The organism is Jeotgalicoccus saudimassiliensis, assembly GCF_000756715.1.
GTDB classification, from domain to species: domain Bacteria; phylum Bacillota; class Bacilli; order Staphylococcales; family Salinicoccaceae; genus Jeotgalicoccus; species Jeotgalicoccus saudimassiliensis.
Map to the genome: position 1 here is coordinate 1,166,525 of NZ_CCSE01000001.1, position 13,372 is coordinate 1,179,896.

Sequence of the window (13,372 nt, forward strand, 5' to 3'; positions counted from 1 at the left end):
GCACTGAATCCTGATACAGGAATTCAGTGCTTTTACTTTATCCGTCAAAAGCGGCATGTTTCTTTTGCATTCGTTTTTTAACAAACTGAAGAATTGCAACCAGTACAACTGCTGTCGTCACAATTCCGAGGATTGAGTTCTGTGTCACCCCCGTCATCAGGAATCCTGTGCTCGCTGCCAGTGCAATCATAATTGCATACGGCAGCTGCGTACGAATATGTTCCATATGGTCTGCTGCAGATCCTGTAGATGACATAATACTCGTATCGGATATCGGTGAACAGTGGTCTCCAAACACACCGCCGCTGATTGCTGCACCGATAACCAGTGCAAGCTCCAGATCAAGTGCAGCACCCATCGGAATTGCGATTGGAATCATAATCGAGAACACGCCCCATGAACTTCCCGACGCAAAGGCAATTAAACCGCCTAATAAGAAAATGATTACCGGTACTAAAAATGCCGGCAGGTAACTACCCGCATAGTGAGCGATTACTTCACCAAGTCCCATTTCGGTAGCGACAGTTCCGATCGACCATGCCATTACTAAAATAACCGGTACTATCATCACCTGCATAATCCCGTCTACATAACCGTTTAACAGATCTATGAGCGGCTGGTTGTAGCGCAGTTTCGCATACAGCATTCCACCGAGTGAACCTAGGAAGAATCCCGTCGTAATCGCAAAGATGATATCGGCATTTAAAAATGCGCCTGCCAGTCCGTTTGACGCAATATCACCGGTCCAGAATATCACTCCGAATATTCCTGTAAACAGCAGTCCGAGAGGAATCAGGAAGCTGAAAATATCCGCATCCACATTAGTTTCTTCACCGTTTTCGTTAATCATCAGTTTATCGTGCTCACCGTATAGTTTACCGGTTTTAATCGCACGCTGCTCTGCTTTATACATCGGTCCGATATCGATTTTCATATTCACGACAAGCAGCACACCGAGAATCGCAAATATACCGTATAAGTGGAACGGAATCATCTGAATGAATAATGACCACGGGTTTTCCGACAGGCTCAGCGCAGCAAGTTGTGTTGCAATGAGTCCCGTAATAAACGGTGCATACACACTGATCGGCGACATCGAGGCAACAGGACTGCCCATCGAATCGACAATGTACGCAAGTTTAACACGCGAAATTTTTAATTTATCCGTAATCGGCCGCGTTACAGTACCTAAAATCAACACCGGCTCTGTGTAGGAGAATAAGAATGCACTGCCCCAGACAAAATTCTGTCCTTTCTGGCGTGTATTGACTTTACGCGTCGCAAATTCTCCGAATGCCCTGCCTGCTCCTGTCGTTCTGAGCACGTTAATGAATCCGCCCGTAAAGACAACGAGCAGTATTAATGATGCATTCCACGGATCTGCAATCGACGGAACCATTATCTCATTAACTGTATATGTAAAACCTGAGGCAGGGTTCCATCCGTTCATTACCGTAGCACCAAACCAGACACCTAAAAATAGTGCGGCGACGGTCTGTTTGGTCAGAATGGCAATAATAATTGCGAGTAGCGGTGGTAAAAGCGATAAAAAACCGTACTCCATATGAACGCACCTTCCGTATTTGTATTATTAACAACTTATTAATAATACAACAGTAGAGGACTGTTGAAAACAGCAAAAGGGTAAGACTCATGTCCTACCCTTTTATATTAATTTAAATTTTAATCTTCACCGTTTTGAATTCCGAACTGGTCTACGAGTTCTACAGTTCTTTCTTCACCCAGCATAAAGTCACCGCTTAACTGATACATGCTGACGATCATTTCATCGTCTTCCACTTCGTAAATTGCGAAGTTCTGTGTAGATGAATCACGGTTGTTCGAGTGTGAATCATCAAATGCATCTGTGTCCTGCGGCTGGCCGCCAAAACCGAATAAGCTGCTGTAGTGATCCATGTTTTCCTGCGTCATCCAGTTAAGATCAGGTCTCACTTCGTGAAGGTGGTCAAGTCCTTTAGAGTATACATCGTCATACTCTTTAGTACCGCCTGTGTTCGGCAGTACATAAACTGTACCGTCCGGGTCCTCCATATACTCAACTCCGTTGTCTCCGACGAATGTTTCAACATCTTCAACTTCAGCGTTTGAGAAGTTCTCTTCTGTCGGTACATGCGTTAATGAGTGTGTTCTTGATATAACATGGTCATGCCCCTGCAGTGCCAGGTCGATATCCAGTTCATCGATTAATGCAGTCAGTTCCTCTCTTACTTTCTGGACATCTTCATCCTGCAGTGAGTGATACGATTTAGAATACAATGGTTTGTGGTAGTTTAAAACAATCCACTCTGCACCGTTCGCACGTGCCTGTTCAACGTCTTCACGAATCCACTCCATCTGCTCTTCACCGATTGCTTTTCCTTCGGGATTATCTTCGGATTTTTTGTTATCATTCGTGTTTAATGTAACAAAGTGCACGCCATTATAATCGAATGAGTAGTAAGAACCGCCGTCGATTTTATTGTTTGCTGCCGGTACGTTCACGTGTTCGTTGAATTTCTCTGTCAGCGGGTCGTCGCCGTATTCAAGAGCATATTCATCGTGGTTACCTGATGCGACTGCCATTGCCGTCTGCATGAAGTATGGTTGTGACTGGCCGAATAAGTCCACCCACTCATCTTCCACTTCAGCTGTTTCAACTACGTCACCTGTGTGCAAAACGAAATCTGCATCGCCTGCAGTTTCGAGTGCATTCATTAACGTGTTCGCACCGAATGCTGCTTCATTCCGTACGTTTTCGTTCCAGAAAGCATTCTGTGTATCTGTGTAGTGAACGAATTTAAATGGATCTCCCGCTTTCCCTGATGTTTTGAATGTTCCTGTTTCGCTGACTTTACCTGATTCACTGCCGACCTGGTAATAATAATCCGTATTCTGCTCAAGGTCTGTCGCTTTTGCTTTATATGAATACTCCGTTACATCAGTAAGTTCGATATGTCCGTAATCTCCGGACATCCAGTCGTCACCGTGTGCCTGCCGGTCAGTATAGTATCCATTGAGTACAGGTTCACCATTTTCGTCTTCAACCGGCTCCCCTTCCGAGTTTTCTTTAACTTCAGCAAATATGTAATTTCCGGTTTTGTCACGTTCACCGTAACTTGAAGTGACTTTTGTCGCTTCCGCTTTAAATTCTAAAGTATCATCGAAGTTCCCTGATTTAGAAACCCATACTTTAGCATCTTCAAATAAATCAGTTGTATACCAGTTAAAAGCCATTTCCGTTTGAGTATTACCGTTTATTGTCGTGATAATACGGTTTGGCATGTTGTTTACAGACACTGCCGCCACAGCAGGTTTCTCATCTGAAAGTACCGGAGAAAATTCTTCCTGTTCCGCTGTCTGTTCCACAGGTGCACTTGATTCCGTTCCATTTGGACTGCCCCCGCCTGCACCTTCGGCAACCGGGCTGAATACTGCTGATACTCCAAGTGCTGCTGCCATTAAACCAACTGACAGTTTTGTAAACAGCGGCCTGCTGCTTTGTAATTCGTCTTTCATAAATAAAAACCTCCTGTAATTTTGTCTCTCTTTGCTGCTGCCTTTCAAATCTTACAGAACGAATATTTATATTTGTTTAATATATTGTAAAGGTTGATTAATATTTTAACTCGGGTAATTTACATAAAAATAAACCGGAGCATTATACTCCGGTTTACTGTAATTTAATTATTATTCATGATGACTGTCGTTGTAATTACTGTTGTCGTTGCCATCAGGATGGCCGCTTCCATGTCTTCCACAGTTTTACTGACAGCTTTGCCGTATTCATTGTTCTCAATCAGTTCAATCAGTTTTTTCTCAGCTGCTTTTTTCCGTTCTTTGCCGAATACTTCGGCTGTTAAATCACACGTTTTTATTAAGCTGAGCAGCATCGCAATCTCAGGATCCGGTTCAGCGTTATTAAATACCACATCATTAACGTGTTTGCGGATTTCCTGTTCCGGACGTTCATCAACTGTCGGATAGACATTCGTATTGAAAAAGAAAAAGTATGTCTTATCTTCTTCTTTTAAAATCCCTTTATCCACGAGTGATAAATACACCGGATCATTAATCGCTTTCGTCTTGCCTGCAAAGTGATTAATCCAATGCTCGACTGTCCGTTCTTTATGATCTTCTTTAATTTCATCAATTACAGTATTGAAGTATGAAACTTCGGTTAATGTATCATCGGCAATGACAACTTTGCCTTCTTTTAATTCGATGCGCCCCATCATTGTGAGCTCGGATAATATCGAACCGACCAGCCCGTAATTCAGCGATGATGATGCCGAGGAGACTGCCGTGCCTTTGTCGTCATCCGTACCGAGTAATATAAGTGCTTCTGCTATTGTAAACATTCGAACACCTCCAGAATCTATATATTAATACCATCAATATCCGGAAGTTAAACAACCCATTTAATTACAGATTTCTAATGTAGCACATGCACTTGTACTTTCTTTCAATCGCATCGAACTGCTCGATGTCACTGCCTGTATACTCTGCGAACATATACAGCGGGTGAAGTGCTTTGTCGTCCGGTTCCACATTGTGCGCCATATCTTCATCAGATAAGTAAAGATGATAATATTCATCAACTTTTCTGTATGCATTCTTTTCAAACCATTCAGCTGAATTGCCCGCGTCACGTGTCCATGCTTCGAGGAACTCAAGGTCCAGCTTAATTGCTTCTTCAACAGCATTTTCCATCAATGCTTTACCGATACCCTGTCCCTGAAAGTCAGGATGTACCGCTAAATGCCATATCATCCCGCCCGCACCTTCTTCGGAACATACTTTATCGTCTTCTGTATCGTATTCGATATCGATCAGACCGACAACCTGGTCTTCTTCTATCGCAACGAGTTCAATACTCGGATTCTCGAATCTTTCTTTCTCTCTGTGAACATCGTCATAATACGCAGTATCCAGGAAGGATAATACGCGGCATCTGACCCATCCTTTTTCATCAGTTGATTCATACTTTCTAATTTCCATAATAAGCTCCTTCAGTTATCTGTTTTTATTGAATAACAGTCTTCTCTTTCCTATAAACAGCGATGCAAACTGTTCGGCAAACAGTATTCCCACTGCTATCGAACCTGCACTGATAATGACTTCCATAATTATATTTACCGCACCAAAGTAATCCGATAAAATAATGCTGCTTGTTGCATCATATGCCATGCCTCCCGGGACAAACGGAATGATACCCGGCGTTAAAAAGATTGTCGACGGCTCTTTATACACCCTTGCCATTATATGACTCATTATCCCGAGTGTAAATGCACCGATGAAATTCACCATAACGAGCGGCAGATCAAAAACAATTCCAAACGTCTGCCCCATCATCCAGCCGGCGGCTCCGACAATACCCGCAGGGAGAAATAATTTTTTCGGAGCATCGAATACAACCGCAAAAAAGTAAGACGCAGTAAAACTAAACAGTAAATTGAATATCCAATCCATCATTATTCCTCCTTAAACGAATATTAGAACGGAAGATACGCCTGCACCTATCGCAAATGACGTGACCAGTGCTTCCGATGACTTAGTTGTAAACATCATCATATGTCCGCCAAATAAATCCTGAATTGCGTTAGTAATCAGCACACCAGGAACAATCGGCATAACCGACGAAATCAGCATCGTCGATAAATCCCCGCCGGGAATATAATAATGTCCGGTGACGACTGTTAATGCGATGGTAAGTCCGCCGAAAAATTCCGGTATAAACTGGGTTGGCGTCCGTCTTTTAATAATTTCCGTGATACAAATACCAAGCGCCCCGCCGGCAAGTGTCGTGAAAATATCTATCGGAAGACCGTCCTGTAAATACAGGAAGCTGAGCGCAATCAGTGCACCCGCTATCGTTTTAAACCAGACCGGATGGTCTTTTGTGGTGATATATATTTTTTCAAGCAGACCAAACGCTTCTTCCAGCGTCAGTTCATCCCGCACCAGTTTTCGTGACACACTGTTCACTTTGGAAATTTTGATTAAGTTGGTGTTTCTTTCTTTAATCCGGTATATTCTCGGATATGACTGGTCATGCAGTATAAAGTTAATCACAGTGTTTGTGACAAAACTGTTATTTTGAATGAAACCGTAATGTGAAGCTATGTAATTCATCGTGTCTTCAGTACGCGTTCCTTCAGCACCCGCTTCAAGCAGTATGCGTGCTGCGAGCATGACAACATCTTTAACCTGTTCCTCATGATCGTTGATATGAAGTTTTTCAACTTTCACTCACAACACCTCCAATGATATTCATATCTCTATAATAATATAAAAAATAAGCTTCAGCACCTGCTAAAGCTTACCACGATTATACATTCATTAACGATTTTACTGCTTCGAATTTTTCTGCTGCATCTTTGTAGCCCAATTCATATAAATTTTCGAGCTTTTCCTTGTTGCGCGTCGTTCTTCCGACACCTGAATCCTCACTTGGCGCAATCACAATAATATTGCCTGTTTTCTCCTGCTCGAAAATATAATCCAGTCTTTCGTTATAATGTTTATATCTTACTTTCATGCGTTCATCGACTTTCGGATACTTTTTATAGTTAATCATTGTCGACATTCTGCTCTGTTTTTTATAATAACCTTTCGGTTTCGTCAGCACGACGACATTTTTCGCATAGCCGTCACTTTCAGCTTTAATAATCGGCAGCGGATCCACAATGCCGCCGTCCAGCATATAGCGACCTTCATGTTCCACAGCATCTGCAAAAAATGGAATTGAGCTTGAGGCACGCAGCAATTTGCCGAGCGTTTTTTCATCGTAATCTTCTTTATAAAAATACATCGGCTCACCCGTCTCGCAATTCGTAGTTACGACAACGAACTCATCCGGCCCGTTAATAATCTTTTTAACATCGAGCGGAACTATATTATTTGGAATCTCATCAAAAATGAAATCCATGCCGAATAATTCTCCTTTTCGTATAAAGTTGCTGAATGATAAATATCTTTTATCATTCACGAAATCAATACTGACCGTACGGTTCCTTCCCTGCTGCTCCGAAAGGTAGGATGCCGCCATACAGGCACCCGCAGATACGCCGATAATATAAGGGAAATGTATATCGTGTTGTGCAAAATACTCAAGAACGCCCGCAGTATACAGACCGCGCATGCCTCCGCCCTCGAGAACAAGTCCTGTGTCATTCATTTCATCTTCTCCTTGTATCTCTTTGTAAAAATGTTTGTATTATATAAAGTATCACAGATTTCAGGCCGTTGTATAATTTACCGATTGATATTATTCCATTTTATTGAGAAAATGATATATAAGAATACGCTTTCAAAGGAGCATTCATGAAAAAAGAGAAAATTATGCGCTTTATATATATGTACATAATTGTGTTCGCCATTCTAATCGGTGTGCAGTATGCATTTCTTGATGAAGTCAGCATTCTGAACTCGCTGTTTATGCCTGCAGTTGTTGCCTTTCTGTCACTGGCTGTCAGATCCAATGTTAAAAAAGAAGAGGAAGAAGTACGCAGAAACGAGTTTATGGGCAAAAAGAAATAGGTATTGAAAAGGAGCGTAGCCAAATCGGCTACGCTCCTTTAGATTTCACTTTATATTTTTATCGATGTTACTTTCGTTTCAGTATACGGCTCCAGTCCTTCCGGCGCACCTTCGCGGCCGATGCCGCTTTCTTTCATGCCGCCGAACGGAATATTTGCTGCACTTGGTGCACCGTTGTTCCAGCCGAGTACTCCAAAGTCCAGTTCTTCTGTTAATCTGATACCTGTCTTGTAGCTTTCAGTGAAGTAATAAGCTGCAAGCCCGTATTCTGTACCGTTTGCTTTCTTAATTGCTTCATCGAGATTCGAATAGCTCTGAATCGGCGCAAGAGGACCGAATGTTTCTTCGCTCATACAGATCATATCGTCTGTCACGCCGGTAATCACCGTCGGTTCCACAAAGTAGCCGTCTGATTTGTCGCCTTCACCACCTGTTGTAATTTTACCGCCTTTTTCAACAGCATCTTCAATGTGTTTCATTACTTTATCATAACCATCTTCATCAATTAACGGACCGATTTTCACACCGTCATCCATACCGTTGCCGACTTTAAGCTTTTTAACTTCAGCCGTAAATTTCTCTGTAAACTCATCCAGCACATCTTCATGCACGTAAAATCTGTTCGCACATACACATGTCTGTCCTGAGTTTCTGAATTTCGATGCAAGCGCACCTTCAACAGCTTTATCGATATCCGCATCACTGTGAACAATTAACGGTGCGTGCCCGCCAAGTTCCATCGTGACATTTTTAACTGTTACCGTTGCATCGCTCATCAGCTGCTTGCCGACTTCCGTTGAACCGGTAAATGTCAGCTTCATAATTTTATCGGACTGTGTAAACACTTCGCCGGCTTCACGGCCCGATGCATTGACGTACTGAATGATTCCTTCATCGAATCCTGCTTCCACTGCCAAATCGATAAACTTCGCCGCTGACATCGGCGTCGCACTTGCCGGTTTAACGATAAATGTGTTCCCTGCTGCCACAGCCGGTGCTGCTTTACGCGCCATCATGGCAACCGGGAAATTCCACGGTGTAATCGCCGCAACAACACCAATCGGGTGTCTGGTTACAACAACTCTCGTCTCATCATTATTCGCCGGTACAGTGCGTCCGTATATACGTTTCGCTTCTTCTGCATAATATTTAATATAGCTGTTGGCGTAATCGACTTCACCCATTGCTTCAGCCAGCGGCTTGCCGCCTTCAAGTGTTACAAGTTCTGCGATTTCCTGTTTATTCTCTTCGATTTTTTCTGCCCATTTGAAAAGTAAATCTGAACGGTCCTGTGCATTCATTTTTCTAAAGCTCTGAAATTTTTCGTGTGCGGTATTAATTTTATCTTCAATAGTTTCTTTGCTGTCTTTCTTAACACGTCCCGCTTCTTCCTGAGTCGCCGGGTTCATTACGATAATTTCTTCTGACATTCCATTCCCCTCCAAAATATAAAAAATCGTCCTATAAATAATTATAGGACGATTAATATCAATTTACAAAATTACAGGCTCTGATCGATTAATGCATTCGCAATTTCATCCAGGTCTTTTACCGTGTACTGGAATCTGCCGTGGAATACATATTTCAGGAAGAATGCTTCCAGGTCTTCCTGACCGACTAACACTCTGATCGAAGGATCTTCCGAATAGTTGGTAATTGAATAGTTGCCGTTGTCTTTCGGATTAAAGTAAATAATCGGTACGATGTCGTATTGTAATTTAAATTTGTTTTTAAGTTTTTCAGCAGTCACTTTCGTTTCGTCGATAATACCATTGTAATGGTTAACCGAAACATTTTCAGAATCTGCTTTTTCAAAGATTAATGTCTGTTCTTTCTGTTTGTCGAGCTCCAGTAAATCGAAGAATGATTCTACGTAAGGTACCGACTCAAACTGGTTTTCATTAATCCCGTGTAAAATATGACCGCTCCAGTATTTCGAATCAATCATGTAAATACCTGTACGTGTTAATACAAGGTGATCAATTTTACGAGTGTTTGTGTAGTTTCTTGATGGTAAATAAATGTTCGACAGAATAATCATATCCGTCTCACGGATTTTTTCATCTTTAACAAGTTTGTCTTTTAACTGAATTAAAGAAAGGTCAGTCAAATACTCGCCTTTATCTACAGTAAACTGATGCAGGCTCGAAAGTTTGTTATCGAGAAGCGTCGTATCGTTATGATACTTTTCGTTTAAAGTAGACATTTCTTTCTTGTGCTCTAAACGCTCTTCTTCTTGTTCACTCTCGTATTTTTCAACGAGTGACTCTTTTTCTTTCGAATATGTTTGTTCTACAGTCTTCACTTCATTGCGGTGTTTAAAGTAATACACTAAAAACCAGATTACAATGATAAGAAGTACTGCTGCGACCGCGATAAATATCGGATCTGTAAAAATATCAGTATTCATTTTATTCCTCTCTTTCGCAACTGCATGAATTAGCTATTTCTAAGAAGATCTTTCAGTGCATCGACTTTGTCCAGTCTTTCCCATGGCAGGTCGATGTCCGTGCGACCAAAATGTCCATAACTTGCAGTCTGTTTATAAATTGGTCTTCTTAAGTTTAGCATATCTATAATACCATCTGGTGATAAATTAAACAGTTCTCTGATGACTTCTGTAATTTTTGCTTCGTCATATTTCCCTGTTTCAAAAGTATCAACGGCGATAGATACAGGCTGTGATACGCCGATTGCGTACGCCAGCTGAATTTCACATTTTTCTGCGATACCGCTCGCTACGATGTTTTTTGCAATGTAGCGTGCTGCGTATGCTGCAGAACGGTCAACTTTAGTCGGGTCCTTCCCGCTGAATGCACCGCCGCCGTGACGGGCATATCCGCCGTACGTATCAACGATGATTTTACGGCCCGTAAGCCCCGCATCACCCTGCGGTCCGCCGATAACGAAACGGCCGGTAGGATTGATGAAGTATTTAGTTTCTTCATCAAGCAGTTCGGCAGGAACAACTTCCTGTACTACGTATTTCAGAAGATCATCATAAATTTGTGTTGCCGGAATGTTTTCGTGGTGCTGTGTAGAGATAACGATTGTGTCGACTCTCTTCGGTTTGCCGTCTTCTCCGTATTCAACAGTCACCTGTGATTTACCGTCCGGGCGCAGATATGAAATTGTATTGTCTTTTCGCACTTCTGTCAGGCGGCGTGAGATTTTGTGTGCCAGTGAAATCGGCAGCGGCATGAATTCCTTCGTCTCGTTTGTTGCATAACCGAACATTAAGCCCTGGTCACCTGCACCTGTAGAGACACCTTGTGATTCGCGTGTTTCAAATGCATTGTTTACACCGACAGCGATGTCTTCCGACTGCTCATCGATACCTGTTAATACTGACATTGTTTTAAAATCGTAACCGTACTTCGCATCGACATAGCCGATTTCCTTAACTGTTTCTCTGACAGTTTTCGGAATATCCACGTAAGTCTCCGTGCTGATTTCCCCGACGATCATCGCAAGGCCTGTGTTTACTACAGTTTCGCAGGCAACACGCGCGTACGGGTCACCTTCAAGTATTGCATCGAGAATTGCATCCGAAATCTGGTCTGCAATTTTATCCGGGTGTCCCTCTGTGACTGACTCCGATGTAAATAATTTACGTTCTGACATTTATAAAAATCTCCTTTTACAGCTCATTTAGCCATCTCTCAAAAGCAAAAAATAAAACCTTTTTCTCCATATTAAACAGAGAAAAAGGCTCGCCCTTTTCTCTTATCGGTCAGAATTACTCTGCATTCTTTAGCACCTTTCTTGAAAAGGAGGTTGCTCTGGCTTCACAGGGTTTGGATCCCTCCACCACCTCTTGATAAGAGATAACTTATATACATCTTACATTATTGTGAAATTCAAATCAAGATTAACCGGGAGTTTGTGCTGCGGTTTGGAACAGATGGAGATAATTTCTACAATATATAGAGTTTAATTCGTCTAAACTGCGTAATATTTTGTATTAAATAACGGCATTTAGTACCACATAAAATAAATATATTCTTACCATAATTATAAATCACCATAAACATATCTTATGTTAATAATTTGCAAAAATTAAAGCAAAATGTGTGAATGTTGTCCCTTTATCTGTGTAAACCTAAAAACTAATGTGTTATACTAATTTCTAAATAGTTCGTTAATGACAAATATCTTGGAGGCGAATCATGGTTAATCATAAGAGTTTAATCGAAGGTCTTGTTAACAAACCTTCTACACAGAAACAGTTATCAAATGCAGAACTGGTGGAAGCATCAATCCGTCGCGGTGAGGCCGTACTTACAAATACAGGAGCACTTCGCGCACAGACAGGCGAGTACACCGGACGCAGCCCGAAAGACCGTTTCATTGTAAAAGACAGCGTATCCGACAGCAAGATTGACTGGGGCGAAGTCAACCAGCCTATTTCACAGGAAATCTTCGATAACTTATTTGAGAAAGTTACTACATATTTAAATGACAAAGAGGAATTATTTGTCTTTAACGGCTATGCAGGCGCAGACCCGCATACACAGCTTCAGCTGCAGGTTGTCAATGAGTTCAGCTGGCACAACATGTTCGCAAAAACAATGTTCATCCGTCCTGAAACTAAAGAAGAAGCTGCAGGAATCGATCCTGAATTTACAATCGTATCAGCGCCTACATTTAAAGCTGATCCTGAAGTAGACGGTACAGGTTCAGAGGTATTTGTACTCGTTTCATTAGAAAAGAAAATCATCCTTATCGGCGGTACTGAGTACGGCGGAGAAATGAAGAAATCAATCTTCTCTATTATGAACTACCTGCTTCCTGAACAGGGCGTTATGAGCATGCACTGCAGTGCGAACGTCGGTGAAAACAAAGACGTTGCATTATTCTTCGGCTTATCAGGAACTGGTAAAACGACATTATCTGCAGACCCTGAACGCGATCTTATCGGTGACGATGAGCACGGATGGAACGACGACGGTGTATTCAACATCGAAGGCGGCTGCTACGCTAAGACAATTAATTTATCAAAAGAAAAAGAACCTGAAATCTTTGAAGCGATTAAGTTCGGTGCAGTACTTGAGAACGTTGTTATCGACGAAGAAGGAAATCCAGACTACGACGATGGTTCATTGACTGAAAACACACGTGCTGCATACCCGCTCGATCACATCGACAACGCACGTATTCCTTCAGTAGCAGGACATCCGAAGACAATCGTCTTCCTAACAGCAGACGCATTTGGAGTATTACCTCCAATCGCTAAATTATCAAAAGACCAGGCAATGTATCATTTCCTGAGCGGTTTCACTTCGAAACTTGCAGGAACTGAGCGCGGTGTTACTACACCACAGCCTGTATTCTCAACTTGCTTCGGTTCACCATTCTTACCGTTACACGCTACAGTGTACGCTAACATGCTTGGTGACTTAATCGACAAGCACGACGTTAACGTTTATCTTGTAAATACAGGATGGACAGGCGGAGAATACGGTGTTGGTAAACGTATGAACCTTGCACACACACGCTCAATGGTACGTCGTGCAATCAGCGGAGACCTTGAATTAGGTGAATTCGTTAAGGATGAAATGTTTGGTCTGTCAATCCCTACATCGGTAACAGGCGTTCCTTCAGAAATCCTTGCACCGATTAACACTTGGGAATCAACTGATGCTTATAACGAAAAAGCACAGGGACTTAAAGATAAGTTCATCGAAAACTTCAAGAAATTTGGACCGGAATCAGCGGAGATTGCTGAAAAAGGCGGATTCTAATAATAACTGTAAAAAGGTACCCCGGGATATTAAATATCCCGGGGTACCTTTTTGATTTGTTGTGACGATATCAATACAAATACAACTCC

Annotated in this window: 12 protein-coding genes and 1 riboswitch; of the genes, 2 read left to right on the plus strand and 10 right to left on the minus strand. The window is 42.0% G+C overall.

Annotation, left to right across the window (positions count from 1 at the left end; genetic code table 11):
* Positions 1-37: 37 nt before the first annotated feature.
* The 7 genes from RZ44_RS05570 to RZ44_RS05600 all read right to left on the minus strand — a co-directional run bounded on the left by RZ44_RS05570 (position 38) and on the right by RZ44_RS05600 (position 7,177).
* Positions 38-1,564, minus strand: coding sequence for a Na+/H+ antiporter NhaC family protein (locus RZ44_RS05570; protein ID WP_035809365.1), 1,527 nt, complete (start codon positions 1,562-1,564; stop codon positions 38-40).
* Positions 1,565-1,683: 119 nt separating this feature from the next.
* Entirely contained in the window at positions 1,684-3,516 is a 1,833-nt protein-coding gene (locus tag RZ44_RS05575; protein ID WP_035809367.1) for a purple acid phosphatase family protein, read from the minus strand.
* Positions 3,517-3,680: 164 nt separating this feature from the next.
* Positions 3,681-4,358: a GOLPH3/VPS74 family protein gene (locus tag RZ44_RS05580; RefSeq protein WP_035809369.1), complete on the minus strand. Its 678-nt coding sequence runs from the start codon at positions 4,356-4,358 to the stop codon at positions 3,681-3,683.
* A 64-nt stretch (positions 4,359-4,422) separates the two neighbouring features.
* Positions 4,423-4,998: a GNAT family N-acetyltransferase gene (locus RZ44_RS05585; protein ID WP_035809371.1), complete on the minus strand. Its 576-nt coding sequence runs from the start codon at positions 4,996-4,998 to the stop codon at positions 4,423-4,425.
* Between the two features lie 15 nt (positions 4,999-5,013).
* Entirely contained in the window at positions 5,014-5,469 is a 456-nt protein-coding gene (locus RZ44_RS05590; protein WP_035809372.1) for a threonine/serine exporter family protein, read from the minus strand.
* A 12-nt stretch (positions 5,470-5,481) separates the two neighbouring features.
* Positions 5,482-6,192 carry a threonine/serine exporter family protein gene (locus RZ44_RS05595; RefSeq protein ID WP_052109033.1) on the minus strand — a complete coding sequence of 237 codons (711 nt, stop codon included), beginning with the start codon at positions 6,190-6,192 and terminating at the stop codon, positions 5,482-5,484.
* 136 nt (positions 6,193-6,328) lie between these two features.
* Positions 6,329-7,177, minus strand: a complete 849-nt coding sequence (locus RZ44_RS05600) for a patatin-like phospholipase family protein (protein ID WP_035809374.1) — start codon at positions 7,175-7,177, stop codon at positions 6,329-6,331.
* 146 nt (positions 7,178-7,323) lie between these two features.
* Here RZ44_RS05600 and RZ44_RS05605 point away from each other — a divergent pair, with 146 nt between their 5' ends.
* Positions 7,324-7,539, plus strand: coding sequence for a hypothetical protein (locus RZ44_RS05605; RefSeq protein ID WP_035809376.1), 216 nt, complete (start codon positions 7,324-7,326; stop codon positions 7,537-7,539).
* Between the two features lie 50 nt (positions 7,540-7,589).
* Here the strand turns inward: RZ44_RS05605 and RZ44_RS05610 are convergent, their stop codons facing one another.
* The 3 genes from RZ44_RS05610 to metK all read right to left on the minus strand — a co-directional run bounded on the left by RZ44_RS05610 (position 7,590) and on the right by metK (position 11,163).
* Complete coding sequence (locus RZ44_RS05610) at positions 7,590-8,969, minus strand: NAD-dependent succinate-semialdehyde dehydrogenase (protein WP_035809377.1); 1,380 nt, start codon at positions 8,967-8,969, stop codon at positions 7,590-7,592.
* A 71-nt stretch (positions 8,970-9,040) separates the two neighbouring features.
* Positions 9,041-9,949, minus strand: a complete 909-nt coding sequence (locus tag RZ44_RS05615) for a nuclease-related domain-containing protein (protein ID WP_035809378.1) — start codon at positions 9,947-9,949, stop codon at positions 9,041-9,043.
* Between the two features lie 29 nt (positions 9,950-9,978).
* On the minus strand, positions 9,979-11,163 hold the full coding sequence (metK, locus tag RZ44_RS05620; protein WP_035809379.1) for a methionine adenosyltransferase: 1,185 nt from the start codon (positions 11,161-11,163) through the stop codon (positions 9,979-9,981).
* 99 nt (positions 11,164-11,262) lie between these two features.
* Positions 11,263-11,366, minus strand: a riboswitch (SAM riboswitch).
* Between the two features lie 342 nt (positions 11,367-11,708).
* On the opposite strand from metK, the gene pckA reads away from it, so the two are divergent.
* Entirely contained in the window at positions 11,709-13,283 is a 1,575-nt protein-coding gene (pckA, locus tag RZ44_RS05625; protein ID WP_035809382.1) for a phosphoenolpyruvate carboxykinase (ATP), read from the plus strand.
* The last annotated feature ends 89 nt before the right edge of the window (positions 13,284-13,372 follow it).